Origin of the sequence: Microbacterium kyungheense, from assembly GCF_006783905.1 — a bacterium.
Classification (GTDB): Bacteria; Actinomycetota; Actinomycetes; order Actinomycetales; family Microbacteriaceae; genus Microbacterium; species Microbacterium kyungheense.
The window spans coordinates 149,009-168,158 of the sequence record NZ_VFPE01000007.1 but is presented as its reverse complement, the minus strand read 5'-3'; the positions used below and the strand labels follow the sequence as shown (position 1 = coordinate 168,158).

Below are 19,150 nucleotides of genomic sequence, written 5' to 3'. Positions count from 1 at the left end.
GCGATGTCGGAGAAGAACGTGGAGAAGTCGTCCGTGACGCGGCTCAAGAAGCGCCCGTACAAGGCGGAGCTGAAGCGGCTGCAGACCGAGCTGGTCGAGCTGCAGCAGTGGGTGGCGTCGTCGGGGGAGCGGGTGCTCGTGATCTTCGAAGGTCGCGACGCAGCGGGCAAGGGGGGCGCCATCAAGCGAGTGATGGAGTACCTGAATCCCCGGCACGCGCGCGTGGTCGCGTTGCAGAAGCCGTCGAAGAAGGAACGCGGACAGTGGTACTTCCAGCGATACATCGAGCATCTGCCGACTGCGGGCGAGATCGTGCTGATGGATCGCTCTTGGTACAACAGGGCAGGGGTCGAGCATGTCATGGGGTACTGCTCCGACGAGGAGTACCAGGAATTCCTGCGCCAGGTCCCGATCGTGGAGAATCTGCTCATCGAAGACGGGATCATCCTCATCAAGTACTGGTTCTCGGTCTCGGACCGCGAACAGCAGGCGCGCTTCGCTTCCCGGGTCGGCGATCCGATGCGCCGGTGGAAGCTGTCACCGACGGATCTCGAGTCGATCCTCCGGTGGGAGGACTATTCGCGCGCCAAGGACGACATGTTCGCCGCGACGGACACGGCAGAGTCGCCGTGGTGGACCGTGGAGAGCGACGACAAACGCAGCGCTCGCCTGAACGTGATGAGCCATCTGCTCAGCCGCATTCCCCACGGCAGGGTCGAACTGGAGGAGGTGTCGCTGCCTGACCGGCCGAAGGCCGACGACTACGAACGGCCCTCCGCCGACCTGTTCAACTACGTCCCCGACATCGCGTCCGATCTCGCCCGCGACCCCTCGAAGAAGCGCCGCACCGCGAAGAAGAAGGCCTCCTGATGGAGAGATCAGAGCACCGACACGAGCATGAGGACGCGCCGGCGACCACGGCGCCGTTCGAGCCGTCCACGGGCGAACGGGACGACCGCGAGGACAAACACACATGACTTCGCAGAGCCTGAACGGAGTAGCGTCCCTCGTGTGGGAACCCTCTACTACGGCGCGCACGACGTGCCGATCCACATCGAGGATCGCGCGCTCGCCCACCTCAAGGTGGTGATCGCGACCAAGCTGCGCCGCAACGAGAGCTTCACGCTCTCGTGGCGACACGGCGACGACGAGCCGGGGGGCCGCTCGACGATCTGGCTGCACCCCTCGATTCCGCTCATGTTCGTCTTCGACGATGCGGAGCCGCCGGAACTCAGCCGGGAGTGGATCGACAAGCTCGCGCACTCCGCGAACACGACGGGCGGCATCCTGCTCGTCGACGAGCTGCTCGAACCCGGCGGGGGCAGCTGATCGACGGCCTGTGGGACGTCACGCCCGGTCGGGCTTGACGTCCCGAGCCTCGCCCGTGTCGCCGGGGCTCGGCGCCGACTCGGCCGCCTCTTCGGTCGGCACCGTGCCTTCGCCGCGTTCCGAGTAGTCCGGGCGCGGCGGCTGCACGGGCTGGTCCTCGAGCTCGCCGCCTTCGCGCCCGCCGAACGGGCGTCCGTGGTCGGCGTACTCGTCGCGGGCGAAGGTGAACCGCCACTGGCCCATCCGGAACTGCGCGCCCGAGCGCAGAATGATCGACTGGGCTCCGTCGAGCGACTTCCGTGGCTCCGGCGTGGTGTTCGTCTCGGCCTCCGCGTACGTCAGCAGGAGGTATTCGTCACGGTCGTCGTGACGGATCTCGGCATGCACGGGCTGGGTGCCTGCGACGAGCAGATCCGCGTCGGACCCCGACCCGATCGTGAACCGCTCGCCGTCCAGCGGGAACTCGAAGTGGTCGGCACCCGAGACGATGAGCCGCGGATGGCCCGCACCCCATTCGCTGTGGGTGGTGGTGGGCACGTAGCCGGCCGTGTCGGCGGCATCCAGGTTCTCGTCGGTCATGGTGTTCGCCTCCTTCGTCTGCTCCCACGCTAGGGCGCGGGCGGGTCGGCGGCGCAGGGGTTGACCGTCTCGGAGGGCGGTGCTATCTCGCCGTGACAGGCGTGGGGCGCAGCACCATCACCGTGGTCACCGCCAGCAGCACGATGCCGATCGACTCGACGATCACGGTCTCGGGGACGAGCATGAAGTCCCAGGTCTCGGTGATCCCGAACAGCCCGACGGTGAGCGCGAGGATCAGCGCGCCCAGCGTCGCGATGAGGAACAGCAGGCTCAGCACGGTGGCCAGTTGCAGCAGTCGTCCGCGCAGGAACAGCATGCCCACCGCCAGGACGAGCGCCCCCACGGCGTTGAGCCCGAACATCACGCCGAGGATGCCGCCGACGCCGTTGAACACGAGATACAGATGGATGCCGCCTGCCGCGAGCAGAGCGAGCGCGCTGAGGATCCGCATGACCCGGAGCGCGGTGGTGGTCTGGGGCGCCATCGTCCTACCTGCTTTCGTCTCGAGCCCCGCGTGGCTCACGTGCGGGGGCGTTCTCGGGTGACACGAGATCCGCGCTCGTGCGGTTCATCCTGACGAGCCAGAGCACGTCGCGGCCGAACGATTCGACGAGCAGCGCGAGCGCCGCCGCCGCCAGGACCACGTTCGCGACCGCCGGCAGCAGCTGGGCGGCGACCACGGTGAGTGCGACACCGCAGGCGGCGGTCACGACCTTGCGCCAGTAGCGGTAGGGCAGGGTGCGCGCGAAGAACGGCCACAGCCAGGCGGCGGCGACGAATGCGTACCGCATGAGCCCGATCGACAGCACCCACCACCCCACGAACCTCGCGTCGTGCACGCTCAGCACCAGCAGCAGGAACGCGTCGACCTCCATGTCGAAGCGGCCGCCGAGCTCGCTCACGCTGCCGGTGCGCCGAGCGACATAGCCGTCGACGCCGTCCAGTGCCAAGGCGACGGCGACGATCGTCACGAGCAGACCGGTGTCGCCCCCGTCCGCGAACGCGGAGACGACGAGGGCGGTGGCGACCCCGACGAGTGCCGAGCGCGAGGCGGTCACGGCGTTGGCGGCGCCGAATCGCGTCTCGCCTCGCCGCCGCAGCCCGAGCGACATGAGCAGTGATGAGACGACCAGATAGGCGACCCCGGCGGCCCACGCCAGGAGCGTCAGCGGGGCGACTGCGCCGACGGCAGCCAGCATCGCGACGCCGCCTGCCGCCCACCACCAGGGGCGGGTCCACGCGGCCGACGGCGCGGGGGACGACTGAACTTTTGGCATGGGTGCTCCGTGTTCCCTTCATGGTCGTCAGAGATGACACGACGCGGAAGCCCGTTTCGGTTCACGCGGAATCGGTTCATGCTGAGGGGATGGATGCCGCGACCGCATGGTGGACCGTCGGCCCGGGCTGGGGCGAGTTCCGCTCGGAACCGCTGCCCGACCCGGACGATGGCGAGGCGCGGGTGCGCACCCTGTGGAGCGGGGTCAGCCGCGGAACGGAGTCGCTCATCGCCCGCGGGTCGGTGCCGACCTCCGAGCGCGAGCGCATGCGTGCGCCGTTCCAGGACGGCGACTTCCCGTTCCCCGTGAAGTACGGGTACCTCAACGTGGGCGTCGTCGAGGACGGGCCGCCGGCGCTGCGCGGCGGCACGGTGTTCTCGCTGTTCCCGCACCAGTCGCGATTCGTCGCCCCGGTGGACGTGCTCGTGCCCGTCCCGGCAGGGGTGCCCGCGCGTCGCGCCGTGCTCGCCGGCGCCGTCGAGACCGCCGTCAACGTGCTGTGGGATGCCTCGCCTGCCGTCGGCGACCGCGTCGTGATCGTCGGGGCGGGCATGATCGGGTGCGCCGTCGCGAGGCTGGCCGCCGGCATCCCGGGCTCCGATGTCACGGTCATCGACGTGGATCCGTCGAAGCGGGTCGTGGTCGAGCGGCTCGGGGCTCGCTTCTCGCTCGCCCCGGACGGATCGCACGACATCGACGTGCCCTCGGCGGATGTCGTGATCGAGGCGAGCGGCAACGGTGCGGGCCTGCAGCTCGCGCTGCGCCTCGCGCCCACCGACGGCGAGGTCGTCGTGGCGAGCTGGTACGGCGGCCGCACCGTGCCGCTGGAGCTCGGCGGCGACTTCCATTCGCGACGCCTGACGATCAGGTCGAGCCAGGTCGGAGCGGTCGCGACGAGCCGACGCTCGCGCCGCACGACCCGGGAGCGGCTGATGCTGGCGCTGGGCCTGCTCGAAGACCCGGCGTTCGATCTGCTGCTCGGCGGCACGTCGTCGTGGCGGCGGCTGCCCGACATCACGGCTGCGCTCGCCGACGGCACGGCCGGTGACCTGTGCGAGACGATCGACTGGAGCACGAAGTGACGTTCACGGTGACGGTCCGCGACCACCTGATGATCGCCCACAGCCTGCGCGGCAAGTTCTTCGGCCCGGCGCAGCGTCTGCACGGCGCGACGTACGTCGTCGACGCGGCCTTCCGCGCCGACGTCCTCGACGAGCATGGCGTCGTCGTCGACATCGGGAAGGCGTCCGATGAGGTGCGGGCGATCGTCGGCGCACTGTCGTACCGCAACCTCGACGACGAGCCCGACCTGCAGGGCGTCAACACCACGACGGAGCGGCTGTGCCAGGTGATCGGCGACCGCCTTGCGGCGCGCGTGCGGGACGGCGCATTCGGAGCTGCCGCGCTGACGGGGATCGCCGTGACGCTGCACGAGTCTCATATCGCGTGGGCCTCCTACGAGGTCGCGCTGTGACCGTCGCGTCGGTGGACGAGCCCCCGGTCGTCGCGGCTTCCGCGACGCAGCGCTCCGTGACGTTCCTCGTGCCCGAGGGTGTCGACGATCCGCTCCGCGTGAGCGGCGGCAACGTCTACGACCAGCACGTGCGCGACCGTCTGGGCGCGCACGGCTGGTCCGTGGACACGGTGGAGGTGCGGGATGCGGTTGGTGCGGCTGGGCCCACGCGGCCGGAGGCTCCGCTCGACGCGCCAGCGGCGAGGGGAGGGGACGCGGGGACCCTCCTCGATGAGCTGCCCGACGGAACCACTGTGCTCGTCGACGGGCTCGTCGCCGCAGGGGCGCCGGAGGAGTTCCGCGCTGCGGCCGACCGCCTGCGCGTGGTCGTGCTCACGCACATGGTGGTCGCCGCCTTCCCCGACGCGACGCCCGCGCAGGTCGATGCCGAGCGTCGCATGCTGTCCGCAGCGCACCGCGTCGTCGCGACGAGCGCGTGGACGGCACGGGAGTTCGAACGCCGCGGACTGGTGGACGCCGGCCGCGTGAGCGTCGCGGCACCCGGAGTGGCGGCATCCCTACCCGGTTCGGGGGAGCGGGCCCCGTCGGTCCGGGCCGACGGGCAGCTGCTGTGCGTGGGGGTGGTCGCGCCGCACAAGGGTCAGGATGTGCTGCTCGCGGCGCTCGCCCGGCTGCCCGACCAGGGCTGGGCGTGCACCATCGCCGGGTCGACCGACACCTCGCCGGAGTTCGCGTCCGGGCTGCGGCGCGACGCGGCCGCGCTCGGCGGCCGCGTGAGGTTCACCGGCGTGCTCGGGCGCGTGGCCCTCGACGCGGAGTACGAGCGCTGCGGGCTGCTCGTGGCCCCGTCGAGGGTCGAGAGCGCGGGCATGGCGATCGCCGAGGCGCAGGCACGCGGCATACCCGTCGTCGCGGCCGACGTCGGGGGGATCCGCGACACGGTCTCACGAGGCGGGGCGATGCTCGTGACGCCGGAGGATCCCGCGGCGCTCGCCGCCGCCCTGCGGGAGTGGCTGACCGATCCGGACGTGCGGCGCGGACTGCGCCACGGTGCGCGCGCCGCGCGTGCGGCGCTGCCGTCGTGGGACGACACGGCGGCTGCAGTGGCGGCCGCGCTGGAGGCGACATGACCACGATTTCGACGGCAGCGCCTTCGTGGCTCGCGCTGCGTGCCGGCGCCGACGACGCCGCCCGCTCCGTCGGGCTCGCGGCCGCGCTCGCCGCGCTCCTGCCGCCCGCCCCGGTCGTCCTGCACGATCTCGGGGCAGGCACCGGCGGCATGACCCGCTGGCTCGCACCCCGCCTCGCCGGACCCCAGCAGTGGGTGCTGCACGACGGCGATGCGGGCATCCTGGACCAGCTCGATCTCCGGTCGGCCGTCGACGATGCCGGTCGACCGGTCGCCGCGCAGACCGTGGTGGCGCACCTCGATGCGCTGCATCCCGGGGTGTTCCGCGGGGCGGCGGGCGTGACGGCATCCGCTCTCCTCGACGTCATCACGCGCGCCGAGGCGCGGCGGATCGTGGCGGCCTGCGTCGACGCGGGCACTCCGGCGCTGTTCGCGCTGTCGGTCACCGGCGAGGTGGAGCTCGACCCGCCGCACCCCGCGGACGCCGTGATCGGACGAGCATTCAACGCGCATCAGCGGCGCAAGGCGCACGGACGGCGGCTGCTCGGACCCGACGCAGCCGCCGTGGTCGCGGCGCTGTTCGCCGACGCCGGCTGGCAGGTGCGCCGCGAGGCCACCCCGTGGCGACTCGGCCCCGCCGATGCCGAGCTGGTCCTGGAGTGGCTCGACGGATGGGTGGGCGCCGCCGTCGCGCAGCGTCCGGAGCTCGGCGCCGACGCGGCCGGCTACCTCGACCAGCGCCGTGCGCAGGTCGCCGACGGCGCCCTCTCTGTCGTCGTCGGCCACGAGGACGTGTTGGCATGGCCGCGCTGACGGCCGTCGCGGTGCCCGCCGCCCGGCGGGCGGCGACGCTGCCCGCTGTGCGCAGGGCCGTGCGGGTCGGCGGGGGCATCGCCGTCGTCGTCGCGACCGCCCTCGTCGTCGGCGTCGGACCGTTCCTGCACGGCATCGCGGCGATCTCGCCGCCCGCCATCGCCGCCGCATTCGCGCTCATCGCGGTCGCCACCGCCGCCGCAGCCTGGCGCTGGCGCGTCGTCGCCGGCGGCTTCGGGCTGCCGCTGCCCTGGCACGAGGCGCTCGCGGCCTACTACCGCTCCCAGTTCCTCAACGCCGTGCTGCCCGGCGGGGTCGTCGGCGACGTCCATCGCGCGTACGCGCACGGGCACCCGCACGAGCGGATCGGATCCGCCGCGCGCGCCGTGGCCGCCGAGCGCGTGTTCGGGCAGATGGTGCAGGTCACGCTGACGCTGGCCGTGCTGCTGCCGCTCGCGGCCGCGCACTCGGCCTGGGGCTCGCCTCTCGCCCCGGTCGCGTGGGGCGCGGGCGTGCTCACCGGCGCGGCGGTCCTCGCCGTCGGCGTCGCGGCGGCCGTGCCGCGGTCGCGCCGCGTGCTGCAGCGGGAGTTCGGGATGCTGCGACCGCTGCTCGTGCGCCCGTCGGCGCTGGTGGCGATCGTGCTGGCCTCGGCCGTCGTGGTCGGGGCGCACGTGTCGTTGTTCGTCGTCGCGGGGCTCGCCACCGGCGTCGCCGCCGATCCCGGCGGACTCGTGGCGGCCGCACTCGTCGTGCTGGCGGCATCCGCTCTTCCGATCAACGTCGGCGGCTGGGGCCCGCGCGAGGCGGCGGCCGGCGCCGCCTTCGCCGTGGCCGGCCTCGGCGGCGCGACAGGGGTCGCCACGTCGACCGCCTTCGGGGTGCTCGCACTGCTCGCCGTCGCGCCCGGCGCGCTGGTGCTGCTCGTCGCTCGCTCGCGTGTCACCTGCGCCGCGCCGACCTGGCTTCCCTGGGTGACTTGGCGTATATGTACGCGACACGCCGGCGTGTCGCGTACATATACGCCAAGTCGACTCGATGAGGGTGGTGCTCGGGCGGATGACTAGGCGGCCGTATGTGACCCTCAGCTGCGCGATGTCGATCGACGGCTACCTCGACAGCGAGCTGCCGCAGCGGCTCGCGATGTCGAACGCCGCCGACCTCGATCGCGTCGACGACGTGCGTGCGCGCAGCGACGCGATCATGGTCGGCGCCTCGACGGTGCGCCGGGACGACCCGCGGCTGCTCGTGCGCGACACCGCGCGCCGCGCGCGGCGCCTCTCGCTCGGCCACGCCGAATCGCCGGCGAAGGTGACGGTCACCGCATCCGGGGACCTGTCTGCGGATGCCGCGTTCTTCACGACGGGCGAGTCGACGCGCCTCGTGTACTGCCCGACCGACCGCGCGCCGCAGCTGCGCGCCCGGCTCGGCGGGCTGGCCACCGTCGTCGGGCTGGGCGACGGCGACTGCGTCGTGATGGCCGACCTCCTCGACGACCTCGGCGAACGGCAGGGCATCCGGCGGCTCATGGTCGAGGGCGGCGGGCGTGTGCTGACGCAGTTCCTTCAGGCCGACCTCGTCGACGAGCTGCACCTCGTCGTCGCACCGTTCTTCGTCGGCGAGCCCGGCGCGCCGCGGGCCGTCGGTCCCGGCCGCTTCCCGTGGACGCCCTCGCGGCGCGCACACCTGGCCGACACCCGCCAGATCGGCGATGTCGTCCTGCTCCGTTACGCCCTGTCGGACCGCTGCGACCTCGGCGACGACGGTGGCGACGCCCTCCCGGGGCCTGTGCCTCCGGGGTCCGTGCCAGCCGGGGGCGGTCCGGCCGGGGCCGCGCCGGGACCGTGAGTGGGCCCGCCGCGGGCGCCGCCGGCCGCCGCGCCCGCCGCCTCGTGACGGCGTTCGCGATCGTGCTGCTGATCGTGCTTCCGGTTCTGCCCGGGATCATCGGCTCCGGAGGCACCGCCATGCTCCGCATCCCGGTGGAATCGCTCGTCGTCGTCCTGGTGCTGGCGATCGTGCCGTGGGCATGGCTGCGCCGCGCGCTCGCCGCCGCGTTCGGCCTGTTCGTCACGCTGGCGCTGGTGCTGGCGGGCATCGACCGCGGCTATGAGGCCGCGCTCGGCATCCACTTCGTCCCCCTGGACTGGCCGCAGCTCGCCGATGCGCACGGCGTCGTGTCGGACGCCATCGGGCCGCCGCTGGCGAACCTCCTCGTCGCGGTCGTCGTGCTCGTGGTGCTCGCATGCATCGGCGGCCTCGCATGGGCGGCGCTGCGCGTGGCGCGCCTCGTGCGACGCTCGGCCGACGGGCGGGCGGTGCTCGCCGGCGCGGTCGCGGTGTGGGTGGCGGCGGCCGTCGTGGCGCCCCCGCTGCGGATGACCGACCCAGTTGCGGCCGCGGCATCCGTCGGGTCGGTGGGAACGGCGGTGGCGCGCACGGTGTCGGCGCTGCAGGAACAGGCCGCCGTCGCACGCGACATCGCCGACGACGCCTACGCGGACGTGCCCGCCGACGACCTGCTCGGCGCGCTGCACGGCAAGGACGTCCTGATCGTCTTCGTCGAGAGTTACGGCCGCGTCGCCCTCGAGGGCGACGGCATCGCGGACGGCGTGCGCGCGGTGCTGGCCGACGGTGAGGCGGCGCTCGCCGCCGGCGGCTACGCGACCCGGAGTGCGTGGCTCACCTCGCCCACATACGGCGGGCGCAGCTGGCTCGCCCACTCGACGCTGCAGTCGGGCGTGTGGGTCGACGCGCAGACCGCGTACGAACAGGTGGTGACCAGCGACCGTCTCACGCTGACCCGCGCGTTCGCGGAAGCGGGGTGGCGCACGGTCGCCGACGTCCCCTCGAACACGCGGACATGGGAGGAGGGCACGTCGTTCTACGGCTACGACACGCAGCTGGACGCCGGCGACGTCGGCTATCGCGGTCCGCGGTTCGGGTACGCGCGCATCCCCGACCAGTACACGCTGAAGCACTTCGCCGACACGCAGCTCGCGGGTGACCACGATCCGGTCATGGCCGAGATCGACCTCGTGTCGTCGCACACGCCGTGGGCCCCGCTGCCGCAGCTCGTGCCGTGGGACGAGATCGGCGACGGCTCCGTGTACGACGCCCAGCCCGCGCAGAGCCGGACGGCGAGCGCCGTGTGGCAGAACCCGCGCACGGTGCAGCGGTACTACGGCATGTCGGTGCAGTATTCGCTCGGCGCTCTCGTGTCGTTCCTGCAGAACGTCGACGACCCCGACCTGGTCGTGCTCGTCCTGGGTGACCACCAGCCCGCCGCGATCGTGAGCGGGGAGGTCCCCACGGCCTCTCCACTCGCCGCTGACGCGTCGAGCGGAGCCTCGGGCCGCGTGGGCCCAGCCTCGCACGACGTGCCGGCCACCGTCATCGCCCGCGATCCCGCCGTGTTCGCGGCGATCGCCGACTGGGGCTGGCAGGACGGCCTGCTTCCGGGTGACGCGGCGCCGGTGTGGCGCATGGACGAGGTCCGCGACCGGTTCTTCGCGGCGTTCGACGCGGCGCGCTGAGCCTGCTGCGACTGGCAGGATGTCGAGATGACGTTCACGCTGCGCGCCCCCGTCCCCTCCGACGCCGAGGAGCTCGCGGCACTGCACGTGACGACGTGGCAGGAGACCTATACCGAGCTGCTGCCGGACGGATACTTCGACGATGCGTTCGTGGAGGGCCGCCGCCGGATGTGGACCCGCATGCTCGAAGATCCGCGGGACGACATGATCGTCCGGGTCGCCGAGGAAGACGGACGCATCATCGGGTTCGCTGTCTCAGGGCGGCCGATCGGCCCCCACGCCGATGAGGCACCCCGTGACCGGCACCTGTACATGCTGTACCTCGCGGCCGAGCGCCACGGCCAGGGAGCCGGGCAGGCGCTGATCGACGGCGTGCTGGGCGATGGCCCGGCCATGCTGTGGGTGGCGAAGCAGAACCCGCGCGCCATCGCCTTCTACCGTCGCAACGGATTCGAGTTCGACGGCGTCGAGGTGGTCGACGAGGGCGCGCCCTCGATCACCGACGCGCGCATGGTGCGGTAGGCCGGCGTCAGCCCACCTCGTCGGTGTCGTCCGACCAGGCAGCGAGGTCGACGCCGTGGTTGTCGGGCGAGGCGAGGGTCCACCACTCCGGCACGTGCGAGTCGTCTGCGAGACGTCCGCCCGCCTCCAGCGCCGCAGCGACGTAGGAGTCGACCCGGTCGCGCGGCACCGACACATCGATGTGCGTGCGGCCGCGCCCCGCCTTGGGCGGCTCCATCGTCTGGAACCAGAGGTGGGGGCTGCGTCGCAGCGGATCCACGGCGTCGTCGGCGCCCATCGGCTCGTACCCCAGCGCGGCCGTCCAGAACGGGCGCACATGCGCGTCCGGACCCTGCACGACCGCGATGCCGAGCACGCGCAGGACCGAGGGGTCGGGCTCGAGCTCCAGGCGCCGCGCGGCGGCCGAGACGGCAGCGGCCAGTTCGGCGTCGGCGGCGCTCAGCGAGCCGCTGCGGTGACTGAAGGTCTTGACGAACACACCCTCGGGGCGCAGGTCGATGTCGGGGAAGTGGCCCTGCTCCTCGGCGATCGCGACGACCTCGGCCACCAATCGCGCGCCGGCGCCGAGCGACTCGGCGCGGAAGAACGCGTGGGCACCGCCGTACAGCACGCGCCAGTCCTCGACGCCGTCGGCGGCGTGGAACGTGCGGGAGCTGATGAACTCGACGTCAGGCGCGATCGTGCCGTCGCCGATCGGCGGCTGCGCGACGATGATGTTCGCGAGCTGCCGTGGACGCGTGAGCATCGGCCAGTGCCCGGTCGGCAGGTCGACATACGTCACATCGCGGAACCGCGTGAACTCCTGCACGGGCTCTTCGCCGGCGTCGATCCAGTCCTTGAGGTCTGCAGTGGAGTACTCGGTCGAGACCGCGGTGACGGGGATGTCGAACCGCCGGTCGTCGTGCAGCTGCTGGATGCCGGTCACGACGCCCGCCGGCGACGGCACCGCGAACGCGCCGAAGGCTGCCATGCCGCCCTCGCCGAGGTCGCGCAGGTCGGCCTCGTCGAACTCGCTCCAGTCCGGCAGCGGCAGCTCGCCGCCCACAGGCTCGAAGCCGCGCAGCAGGGGAGTGCCGTGTGCGGCAGGGAACCCGCCCACCAGGATCAGGTGCGCGACCCTGTCGGGTCGGGCGTCGGCCGCGGCGTAGACGATGCCCGCGCTCGCCGAATGGCCGACGAGGACGACCTGCTCGCCCGGTGCGGCGTCGATCGCCTCGACGACGGCCGCGACGTGATCGGCCAGCGAGATCGACGAGCGGTCGGCATCCACCGATCCCATGCCCGGCAGCGTGACCGGCACCGGCCGGTGCCCGGCTTCTTCCAGCGCGGGCGCGACCTCATACCAGGCCCACCCGCCCATCCACAGGCCTGCGACCAGGATGATGTCCATTTCGGCTCCTCCGGCGAATCGGCGACAGCGCCAGTGTGCCGCAGGGCGCCGACATCCGGAACAGGGCAGCCGTCGTGGGAATACCGTCGGCGGCCGGAGCATTGACCCTTATACCCCTAGGGGGTATAACGGAATCGTCCCATCGATGAGGAGAACCTCGTGACCGACCCGCACCGCGACCACCACGACCACGGCGGTGCCGCCCCCGCGGCGCTTCCCGACGACGCCGCGCACGCCTCCCACGATCATGCCGGGCACGACCACACCGGTCACGACCACACCGCCCACGACCACTCCGCGATGGCGACGGCGACCCACGACCCCCACGCCGGCCACGGCGCCCACGCGGGCCACGGCGCCGACCATGTCGCCCGGTTCCGTCGGCTGTTCTGGATCAACCTCATCCTCGCCGTCCCGGTCGTCGCCTTCTCGGGCATGTTCGCGATGGTCCTCGGCTACTCGCTGCCCGATGCGCCGTGGGTGGGCTGGGTCTCGCCCCTGATCGGCACCGTCATGTACCTCTGGGGCGGCTGGCCGTTCCTCACCGGCGCCGTGTCGGAGCTGCGCGCCCGCAAGCCCGGCATGATGCTCCTGATCGGCCTCGCCATCACGGTCGCGTTCTTCGCGTCGTGGGGTGCGAGCCTCGGGCTGCTGCACCACGAGCTCGAGTTCTGGTGGGAGCTGGCGCTCCTCATCGTGATCATGCTGCTGGGCCACTGGATCGAGATGCGGTCGCTCGCGCAGACGACGTCCGCGCTGGACTCGCTGGCCGCCCTCCTCCCCGACGAGGCCGAGCGCGTCGAGGCGGACCGCATCGTCACGGTCGCGCCGTCGGACCTGCGCGTCGGCGACGTCGTGGTGGTCCGCCCCGGCGGCAGTGTGCCGGCAGACGGCCGCATCGTCGACGGCGGCGCCGACATGGACGAGTCCATGGTGACGGGCGAGTCCCGCCCCGTCGCCCGCACCGTGGGCGACCAGGTGACCGCCGGCACGGTGGCGACCGACTCCGGCCTGCGGGTGCAGGTGACCGCCACCGGCGACGACACCACGCTCGCCGGCATCCGTCGACTCGTCGCGGACGCGCAGAACTCGACCTCGCGCGCGCAGCGCCTGGCCGATCGCGCCGCGGGCTGGCTGTTCTGGTTCGCACTCGGCGCGGCGGCGATCACCGCGATCGTCTGGACGGCGATCGGGATGCCGGACGACGCGGTCATCCGGACCATCACGGTGCTCGTGATCGCGTGTCCCCACGCGCTCGGTCTGGCCATCCCGCTCGTCGTCTCGATCGCCACGGAGCGCGCGGCCCGCGGCGGCGTGCTCGTGAAGGACCGCCTCGCGCTGGAGAGCATGCGCACCATCGGCGCCGTGCTGTTCGACAAGACCGGCACCCTCACCAAGGGCGAGCCCACCGTCGTCGACATCGCGGCGGTCGCAGAGCTCGTCCCCACGGCCCCTCCACTCGCCGCTGACGCGTCGAGCGGAGCCTCTGGCCGCGTGGGCCCAGCCGACGGCGTGCTCGCGCTCGCGGCATCCGCCGAGGCCGACAGCGAGCACCCGCTGGCCCGCGCGATCGTGCGCGCGGCCGAGGAGCGCGGACTCGCGATCGCCCCCGCGACGGGCTTCCAGTCGTCGCCGGCGGTGGGCGTCACCGCGACCGTCGACGGTGCGACGATCCGGGTCGGCGGCCCGCGACTGCTGGACGAGGTCGGTGCCGGCGACGTGCCGGCGGCAGAGGCCTGGCGCGAGCAGGGATCGATCGTGCTGCACGTCGTGCGCGACGGCGAGGTGGTGGGCGGCCTCGCGCTCGCCGACGAGATCCGTCCCGAGTCCCGTGAGGCGGTCGAGGCGCTGGGAAGGCTCGGGGTCGAGGTCGTGATGATCACCGGGGATGCCGAGCCCGTCGCCCGCTCGGTCGCCCAGGCGCTCGGCATCCGGCGCGTGTTCGCCGGCGTCCGCCCGGAGGACAAGGCGGCGAAGGTCGCCGAGCTCCAGGCCGAGGGGCTCAAGGTCGCCATGGTCGGAGACGGCGTCAACGACGCCCCCGCGCTCGCCCGCGCGGACGTCGGCATCGCCATCGGGGCCGGGACCGACGTCGCGATCGGCTCCGCCGGCGTGATCCTCGCCTCCAGCGACCCGCGGTCGGTGCTGTCGGTGATCGAGCTGTCGCGCGCCGGCTACCGCAAGATGACGCAGAACCTGTGGTGGGCCGCCGGCTACAACCTGATCTCGGTGCCGCTCGCGGCCGGCGTGCTGGCCCCCATCGGGTTCGTGCTGCCGATGTCGGTCGGCGCGATCCTGATGTCGCTGTCGACGGTGGTCGTCGCGCTCAACGCGCAGCTGCTGCGCCGCCTCGAGCTTCCCTACGCCCCCTCCACGCAGCGCTGGCGCGCTGCGCGGAGCCTCCGGGCGCAGGGGCCCACACCCGAGGCGAGCGTGCGCGCGGTGCTCGACCGCTGACCCCCTTCGGACGAGTGGATGCCGGCGGCCGCGGCCGCCGGCATCCACTGGTCTCTTCGCAGGCGCACGCCGGAGATAGGGTTTGAGCATGACGACGACTCCTCCCGGCTGGTACGACGACGGTCACGGCGCGATGCGCTGGTGGGACGGCGTCCAGTGGACGGAGCATGTCGCGCAACCCGATCCGGTGGCGTCGCCCGCGCCGAGCGAAGCCGAGATCGTCGCCGCCCAGCTCGGGTTCGAGCAGCCCGCCGCTCCGGCGACCGCGCCCCCGGCGGCTCCGGCGATCGACCCGGGCGTGGCCGCCTACCTCGCCCAGCAGAACACCGCAGCCGTGCCGCCGCAGCCGGTGCCGCCGTACGGCGCCGCCCAGCCGGAAGCACCGCAGTACGCCCCCGCGCAGTACGGCGCTGCCCCGCAGCAGTACGGCGCCGCGCCGCAGTACCCCACGGCCGACCCTGCGTACGCGCAGCCGCCGTACCCGGGTGCCGCGCCGGGCGGCGCGTTCGCCGCCGCCACCGAGCCGCGGTCCTCGTCCAAGCTCTGGATCGTGTGGGTGGTGCTCGGCGTCGTGCTCTTGGGCATCGTCATCGCCGTCGCGGTCGTGGTGCCGCTGCTGATCCTGAACGCGACCTCGGGCGGCGGCGCCGCGCAGACCGACGACGAGAAGGCCGCCGTCAGCGCCGTACAGACGTACGACCACGCCTGGCAGACCGGTGACTGCGACGAACTCCTCGCGGTGACCACCGAGGACTTCCGCGAGGCGAGCCAGTACGTCGACTGCGAGACGTTCCAGAGCGACGCCGCGAACTTCGACGACACGTTCGACGACTACGAGCTGGCGATCACCGGGGTCGAGTCCGACGAGGACGAGATCGAGATCACCACGAACGAGACCTACACGCTCCTCGTCGACGAGAACGGCGACCCCGCCGACCCGTCGTCCGGGGCGACCGTCTACCACTACACGCTGGTGCCGGACGGCTCCGCGTGGGTGATCGACGACCTCTACTACGACGAATGAGCGCGCCGGGCACTCAGCGTCCGCCCCACGACACACGCTTCTACCTCACCTGCATCGGGATCGGCCTGGTCGCCGGTGTGCTGTCGGGCCTGTTCGGCGTCGGCGGCGGCACCGTCATCGTGCCGTTCCTGATCATGTTCCTGCACTTCGACCAGCGCCTCGCCGCGGGCACCTCGCTCGCCGCCATCGTCCCGACGGCGACCGTCGGCGTGATCTCGTACGCGGTCACCGGCTCCGTCGCCTGGATCCCCGCCCTGCTCCTCGCGCTCGGTGCGGTGTTCGGCGCACAGATCGGCACCTGGCTGCTGCCGCGGCTGTCGCTCACCGTGCTGCGCTGGGCGTTCGTCGGGTTCCTCGTCGCCGTGATCGTGAGCCTGTTCCTGGTCATCCCGTCCCGCGACGCCGAACTGGTGCTCACGTGGGGGAGCGGCGCGGCATTGGTGGTCGTGGGTCTCGGGACCGGCATCCTCTCGGGTCTCATCGGCGTCGGCGGCGGCATCATCGTGGTCCCGATGCTGATGGTGCTGTTCGGCACGAGCGACCTGGTGGCCAAGGGCACATCGCTGCTCATGATGATCCCGGCTGCGGTGTCGGGCACGTTCGGCAACATCCGGCGCGGCAACGTCGACCTCGTGGCCGCCGCCGTCGTCGGTGTCGCAGCCTGCACCACGACCGCACTCGGCGCATGGATCGCGACGCTCGTCGACCCGTTCGTGGGCAATGTGCTGTTCGCGGTGTACCTCGCCTTCATCGCCGTGCAGATGGGCGTGCGCGCCTGGCGCGGACGCCGCCGCCCGGCCTGACCGGCCGCCGGGGTGCCGCAGCCTGCTCGGTAGGATGACAGGGTGCCAGTGAACCCCGAGCTCGTCGGCCGCGACTTCCCGCCGACCGCCACCTACCTCGTGGGTCGCGAGAAGGTGCGCGAGTTCGCGCGCGCCGTCTTCGCCGACGACCCGCAGCACACCGACCCCGCGGCCGCGCAGGCGCTCGGCTACGCCGATGTCGTCGCGCCGCCGACCTTCGCGATCGTCGTGACCGACGCCACGCTGCAGCAGCTGCTGTCCGAGCCGGATTCCGGCATCGTGCTGCACAACGTCCTGCATGCAGAGCAGAAGTTCCGCTACTCGCGGCCGATCGTGGCGGGCGACGAGCTCACCGCGAAGCTGTCGGTCACCGGCATCCGGGCGATGGGCGCCGCCGCGATGGTGACGAGCGAGTCCGAGATCACCGACGCCGAGGGTGCCCATGTGGTCACCACGACCTCGGTCCTGCTGGTGGGGGAGGGCGAGGCATGACGGCGCTGACCGGTCTGATCGTGGGTGACGTCGTCGCCGAGCGCACGGTGCACCTGACGAGGGAGTCCCTGGTGCGCTACGCCGGGGCCTCCGGCGATTTCAACGCGATCCACTACCGCGACGACGTCGCGGCCGCCGTCGGGCTGCCGGGCGTGCTCGCCCACGGCATGCTCACGATGGGTCTGGCCGTCGGCACCATCGAGTCGTGGCTGGGCGACACCGGCCGCATCCTCGACTACGGCGTGCGGTTCACCAAGCCTGTCGTGGTCGACCCCGAGACGGGCGCCGACGTCACCGTCGTGGCGAAGGTCGGCGCCGTCGACGACGAGTCGGCGCGCATCGACCTCACGGTGTCGTTCGACGGCACCACGGTGCTCGTCAAGGCCCAGGTGCGGGTGCGGACCGTCTGACGCATGCCTGAGGTCACCCCCATCCCGCTGTCGCGGCTCACCACGCTGCGCACCGGCGGCACCCCCGAGCGCATGATCGACGCGCATACGACCGACGAACTCGTCACGGCGCTGCGCGACGTGTGGTCCTCCGGCGACGACTGGCTCGTCCTCGGCGGCGGCTCCAACCTGTTCGCCGGCGACGATCCCTTCGAGGGGACCGTCGTGCGCGTGCTCACCAGCGGCATCGAGCGGATGCCGTCGCCCATCCCCGGTCGTGCACGGATCCGCGTGCACGCCGGCCACGACTGGGACGCGGTCGTCGCCTACGCGGTGGCTGAGGGCCTCGGCGGCATCGAGGCGATGTCGGGCATCCCGGGCACGGTGGGTGCGGCCCCGGTGCAGAACATCGGGGCGTACGGCCAGGAGATCGTGCAGACGCTCAGCGAGGTGGAGCTGCTCGACGAGTCCACCGGCGAGGTGTCCGTGGTGCCCGCGCCCGAGCTTGGGCTCGGCTTCCGCACGTCGGTGCTGAAGCACCACTACGGCTCGGTGCCGGCGCGGCGCGCGGTGATCCTGTCGGTGACGCTCGACCTCCCCGAAGTCGGATCGGGCGCCCGCCGCATCGCCGGAGACCAGCTGCGCACGGCGCTGCGCCTCGGACCCGACGACGAGGTGACCCTCGCGTGGGTGCGTGACCGCATCCTCGAGACCCGCCGCAGCAAGGGCATGGTGCTCGACGCCGACGACCCTGACACGTACAGCGCCGGCTCGTTCTTCCAGAACGCCGTCGTGTCGGCATCCTTCGCCCGCACACTTCCCGACGAGTGCCCGCGCTGGCCGGTGCACCCCGATCTCGATCCGGTGCTCGTGATCCCGCTCGAGAACTTCGACGGCTATGTGCCGGCGCCCGCGGCGGTGGAGTCCGACGTCAAGGTGAGCGCCGGCTGGCTCATCGAGCACGCCGGGGTGCGCAAGGGGTTCAAGCTGCCGCGCTCACGCGCCGGGCTGTCGACCAAGCACGCCCTGGCGCTCACCAACCGGGGTCATGCGACGGCCGCTGAGCTCGCGGAGCTCGCCCGCTTCATCCAGGGCCGCGTGCAGTCCGAGTTCGGCCTGGTCCTGCAGCCCGAGCCCGTGCTGGTCAACGTAGAACTCTAGTCCTCGCGCCGGTCGTCCTCGAGCTGCGCGAACAGCACGTCGCGCTGCGTCGGGGCGAGGTTCGCCAGGGCCGCGGCCACCACGGCCGCGATCGTCAGTCGTCGTCCCATGGGAGTGTCCTTTCGTGGTCTTCACGAAGGACGACGAACGGGCGCGCGCGTTCTCGACAAAGAAGGATCCGGTGTCGACGAGTCGCCAGGATCGTCGCGCCGTCCGTGCGCTTCTTGGCGACTCGTCGACGTGCGCACGGATCGTCACGTCTCGAGGAGGCGCCGGATCCGTGCTGCCAGAGCGTCGAGGTCGTCGAAGTCGCGGCGCGTCACGACCGTCACCCGGTAGCCGAGGGATTCCAACTCGGCACGCCGCATCTCGTCGCGACTCCACTGGTCCGGATCGCGGTGGTAGTCGCCGTAGTACTCCACCACGAGCCTCTGCTTGCGGTAGATGATGTCGACCCGTGCGATGAACCGCGTCCCGTCGTAGATCTCGATGTTGCATTCCGGCCGCGCAAGCCCAGCCAGCTCCAGTGCGCAGCGCAGCTCCGACTCGCGGGGCGACTCGGATGCATCCGAACACAGCTCCAGCGCGCGACGGCGACCGTCTGCACCCGGCGCGCGCGGCGACGCGGCATGGGCCGCCGCCAGCTCGTCCTTCGTGCAGTGACGTCGTCGTCGCGCGATGAGGTGGTCGGTGACTGCCACGAGCGCCCGCAGATCGAGTTCTGCGGACAGGTCCATCCACGTGCGCGCCGCGCTCGTTGATCGCATGCCGCGTC

At 72.3% G+C, this 19,150-nt stretch carries 21 protein-coding genes; 16 read left to right on the top strand and 5 right to left on the bottom strand.

Translation table 11 applies throughout. The annotated features are described in order from the left end of the window. Positions 1-3 precede the first annotated feature (3 nt). Both ppk2 and FB391_RS18095 read left to right on the top strand, forming a co-directional pair. The gene (gene ppk2 / locus FB391_RS18100) at positions 4-870 is read left to right on the top strand and encodes a polyphosphate kinase 2 (protein WP_141896576.1); all 867 of its coding nucleotides are present in this window, start codon (positions 4-6) and stop codon (positions 868-870) included. Positions 871-1,011: 141 nt separating this feature from the next. Then, a complete protein-coding gene (locus FB391_RS18095) occupies positions 1,012-1,329 on the top strand; it encodes a DUF7882 family protein (protein ID WP_141896481.1) in 318 nt (105 codons plus the stop codon). Between the two features lie 18 nt (positions 1,330-1,347). Here the strand turns inward: FB391_RS18095 and FB391_RS18090 are convergent, their stop codons facing one another. The 3 genes from FB391_RS18090 to FB391_RS18080 form a co-directional block, all read right to left on the bottom strand. Continuing rightward, the gene (locus FB391_RS18090) at positions 1,348-1,908 is read right to left on the bottom strand and encodes an FHA domain-containing protein (RefSeq protein WP_185843162.1); all 561 of its coding nucleotides are present in this window, start codon (positions 1,906-1,908) and stop codon (positions 1,348-1,350) included. Positions 1,909-1,990: 82 nt separating this feature from the next. Beyond that, complete coding sequence (locus FB391_RS18085; RefSeq protein ID WP_141896480.1) at positions 1,991-2,392, bottom strand: hypothetical protein; 402 nt, start codon at positions 2,390-2,392, stop codon at positions 1,991-1,993. Positions 2,393-2,396: 4 nt separating this feature from the next. Next, a complete protein-coding gene (locus FB391_RS18080; RefSeq protein ID WP_141896479.1) occupies positions 2,397-3,185 on the bottom strand; it encodes a CDP-alcohol phosphatidyltransferase family protein in 789 nt (262 codons plus the stop codon). An 89-nt stretch (positions 3,186-3,274) separates the two neighbouring features. Between FB391_RS18080 and FB391_RS18075 the strand changes: the two genes are divergently transcribed. The 8 genes from FB391_RS18075 to FB391_RS18040 are packed head-to-tail and all read left to right on the top strand — an operon-like array spanning position 3,275 to position 10,659. Next, on the top strand, positions 3,275-4,267 hold the full coding sequence (locus tag FB391_RS18075; protein WP_141896478.1) for a zinc-dependent alcohol dehydrogenase: 993 nt from the start codon (positions 3,275-3,277) through the stop codon (positions 4,265-4,267). After that, positions 4,264-4,659 carry a 6-pyruvoyl trahydropterin synthase family protein gene (locus FB391_RS18070; RefSeq protein WP_141896477.1) on the top strand — a complete coding sequence of 132 codons (396 nt, stop codon included), beginning with the start codon at positions 4,264-4,266 and terminating at the stop codon, positions 4,657-4,659. Before FB391_RS18075 ends, FB391_RS18070 begins: the two co-directional genes overlap by 4 nt. Continuing rightward, positions 4,656-5,789 carry a glycosyltransferase family 4 protein gene (locus FB391_RS18065; protein WP_141896476.1) on the top strand — a complete coding sequence of 378 codons (1,134 nt, stop codon included), beginning with the start codon at positions 4,656-4,658 and terminating at the stop codon, positions 5,787-5,789. The genes FB391_RS18070 and FB391_RS18065 overlap by 4 nt, the downstream gene beginning before the upstream one ends. After that, positions 5,786-6,601, top strand: coding sequence for an SAM-dependent methyltransferase (locus FB391_RS18060; protein WP_141896475.1), 816 nt, complete (start codon positions 5,786-5,788; stop codon positions 6,599-6,601). Before FB391_RS18065 ends, FB391_RS18060 begins: the two co-directional genes overlap by 4 nt. Further along, on the top strand, positions 6,589-7,668 hold the full coding sequence (locus FB391_RS18055; RefSeq protein ID WP_141896474.1) for a lysylphosphatidylglycerol synthase domain-containing protein: 1,080 nt from the start codon (positions 6,589-6,591) through the stop codon (positions 7,666-7,668). The genes FB391_RS18060 and FB391_RS18055 overlap by 13 nt, the downstream gene beginning before the upstream one ends. Before the next feature lie 10 nt (positions 7,669-7,678). After that, on the top strand, positions 7,679-8,449 hold the full coding sequence (locus FB391_RS18050; RefSeq protein WP_246093604.1) for a RibD family protein: 771 nt from the start codon (positions 7,679-7,681) through the stop codon (positions 8,447-8,449). Next, the gene (locus tag FB391_RS18045; protein ID WP_141896472.1) at positions 8,446-10,137 is read left to right on the top strand and encodes an alkaline phosphatase family protein; all 1,692 of its coding nucleotides are present in this window, start codon (positions 8,446-8,448) and stop codon (positions 10,135-10,137) included. Before FB391_RS18050 ends, FB391_RS18045 begins: the two co-directional genes overlap by 4 nt. Positions 10,138-10,164: 27 nt before the next feature. Beyond that, positions 10,165-10,659, top strand: a complete 495-nt coding sequence (locus tag FB391_RS18040) for a GNAT family N-acetyltransferase (RefSeq protein ID WP_141896471.1) — start codon at positions 10,165-10,167, stop codon at positions 10,657-10,659. A gap of 7 nt (positions 10,660-10,666) precedes the next feature. On the opposite strand, the gene FB391_RS20030 is transcribed toward FB391_RS18040, so the two are convergent. Continuing rightward, on the bottom strand, positions 10,667-12,049 hold the full coding sequence (locus FB391_RS20030; protein WP_246093603.1) for an alpha/beta fold hydrolase: 1,383 nt from the start codon (positions 12,047-12,049) through the stop codon (positions 10,667-10,669). Positions 12,050-12,349: 300 nt separating this feature from the next. Between FB391_RS20030 and FB391_RS18030 the strand changes: the two genes are divergently transcribed. The 6 genes from FB391_RS18030 (at position 12,350) to FB391_RS18005 (ending at position 18,375) form a co-directional block, all read left to right on the top strand. Continuing rightward, the gene (locus FB391_RS18030; RefSeq protein ID WP_246093613.1) at positions 12,350-14,506 is read left to right on the top strand and encodes a heavy metal translocating P-type ATPase; all 2,157 of its coding nucleotides are present in this window, start codon (positions 12,350-12,352) and stop codon (positions 14,504-14,506) included. 88 nt (positions 14,507-14,594) lie between these two features. Continuing rightward, positions 14,595-15,530, top strand: coding sequence for a DUF2510 domain-containing protein (locus FB391_RS18025; protein WP_141896470.1), 936 nt, complete (start codon positions 14,595-14,597; stop codon positions 15,528-15,530). Further along, entirely contained in the window at positions 15,527-16,333 is an 807-nt protein-coding gene (locus FB391_RS18020; protein WP_141896469.1) for a sulfite exporter TauE/SafE family protein, read from the top strand. The genes FB391_RS18025 and FB391_RS18020 overlap by 4 nt, the downstream gene beginning before the upstream one ends. A 42-nt stretch (positions 16,334-16,375) precedes the next feature. Beyond that, complete coding sequence (locus FB391_RS18015; RefSeq protein ID WP_141896468.1) at positions 16,376-16,825, top strand: FAS1-like dehydratase domain-containing protein; 450 nt, start codon at positions 16,376-16,378, stop codon at positions 16,823-16,825. Then, on the top strand, positions 16,822-17,235 hold the full coding sequence (locus FB391_RS18010; protein WP_141896467.1) for a MaoC/PaaZ C-terminal domain-containing protein: 414 nt from the start codon (positions 16,822-16,824) through the stop codon (positions 17,233-17,235). Before FB391_RS18015 ends, FB391_RS18010 begins: the two co-directional genes overlap by 4 nt. Positions 17,236-17,238: 3 nt before the next feature. Next, positions 17,239-18,375 carry a UDP-N-acetylmuramate dehydrogenase gene (locus FB391_RS18005; protein WP_141896466.1) on the top strand — a complete coding sequence of 379 codons (1,137 nt, stop codon included), beginning with the start codon at positions 17,239-17,241 and terminating at the stop codon, positions 18,373-18,375. A 254-nt stretch (positions 18,376-18,629) separates the two neighbouring features. On the opposite strand, the gene FB391_RS19780 is transcribed toward FB391_RS18005, so the two are convergent. Next, positions 18,630-19,142 carry an endonuclease domain-containing protein gene (locus FB391_RS19780; protein WP_185843161.1) on the bottom strand — a complete coding sequence of 171 codons (513 nt, stop codon included), beginning with the start codon at positions 19,140-19,142 and terminating at the stop codon, positions 18,630-18,632. Between the last annotated feature and the right edge of the window lie 8 nt (positions 19,143-19,150).

What these genes read in the sequence shown, in the direction of transcription:
- ppk2 (WP_141896576.1), top strand. Translation starts at nt 4, where the DNA reads ATGTCGGAGAAGAACGTGGAGAAGTCGTCCGTGACGCGGCTCAAGAAG.
- FB391_RS18090 (WP_185843162.1), bottom strand. Translation starts at nt 1,908, where the DNA reads ATGACCGACGAGAACCTGGATGCCGCCGACACGGCCGGCTACGTGCCC.
- FB391_RS18085 (WP_141896480.1), bottom strand. Translation starts at nt 2,392, where the DNA reads ATGGCGCCCCAGACCACCACCGCGCTCCGGGTCATGCGGATCCTCAGC.
- FB391_RS18080 (WP_141896479.1), bottom strand. Translation starts at nt 3,185, where the DNA reads ATGCCAAAAGTTCAGTCGTCCCCCGCGCCGTCGGCCGCGTGGACCCGC.
- FB391_RS18075 (WP_141896478.1), top strand. Translation starts at nt 3,275, where the DNA reads ATGGATGCCGCGACCGCATGGTGGACCGTCGGCCCGGGCTGGGGCGAG.
- FB391_RS18060 (WP_141896475.1), top strand. Translation starts at nt 5,786, where the DNA reads ATGACCACGATTTCGACGGCAGCGCCTTCGTGGCTCGCGCTGCGTGCC.
- FB391_RS18055 (WP_141896474.1), top strand. Translation starts at nt 6,589, where the DNA reads ATGGCCGCGCTGACGGCCGTCGCGGTGCCCGCCGCCCGGCGGGCGGCG.
- FB391_RS18040 (WP_141896471.1), top strand. Translation starts at nt 10,165, where the DNA reads ATGACGTTCACGCTGCGCGCCCCCGTCCCCTCCGACGCCGAGGAGCTC.
- FB391_RS20030 (WP_246093603.1), bottom strand. Translation starts at nt 12,049, where the DNA reads ATGGACATCATCCTGGTCGCAGGCCTGTGGATGGGCGGGTGGGCCTGG.
- FB391_RS18030 (WP_246093613.1), top strand. Translation starts at nt 12,350, where the DNA reads ATGGCGACGGCGACCCACGACCCCCACGCCGGCCACGGCGCCCACGCG.
- FB391_RS18025 (WP_141896470.1), top strand. Translation starts at nt 14,595, where the DNA reads ATGACGACGACTCCTCCCGGCTGGTACGACGACGGTCACGGCGCGATG.
- FB391_RS18020 (WP_141896469.1), top strand. Translation starts at nt 15,527, where the DNA reads ATGAGCGCGCCGGGCACTCAGCGTCCGCCCCACGACACACGCTTCTAC.
- FB391_RS18010 (WP_141896467.1), top strand. Translation starts at nt 16,822, where the DNA reads ATGACGGCGCTGACCGGTCTGATCGTGGGTGACGTCGTCGCCGAGCGC.
- FB391_RS18005 (WP_141896466.1), top strand. Translation starts at nt 17,239, where the DNA reads ATGCCTGAGGTCACCCCCATCCCGCTGTCGCGGCTCACCACGCTGCGC.
- FB391_RS19780 (WP_185843161.1), bottom strand. Translation starts at nt 19,142, where the DNA reads ATGCGATCAACGAGCGCGGCGCGCACGTGGATGGACCTGTCCGCAGAA.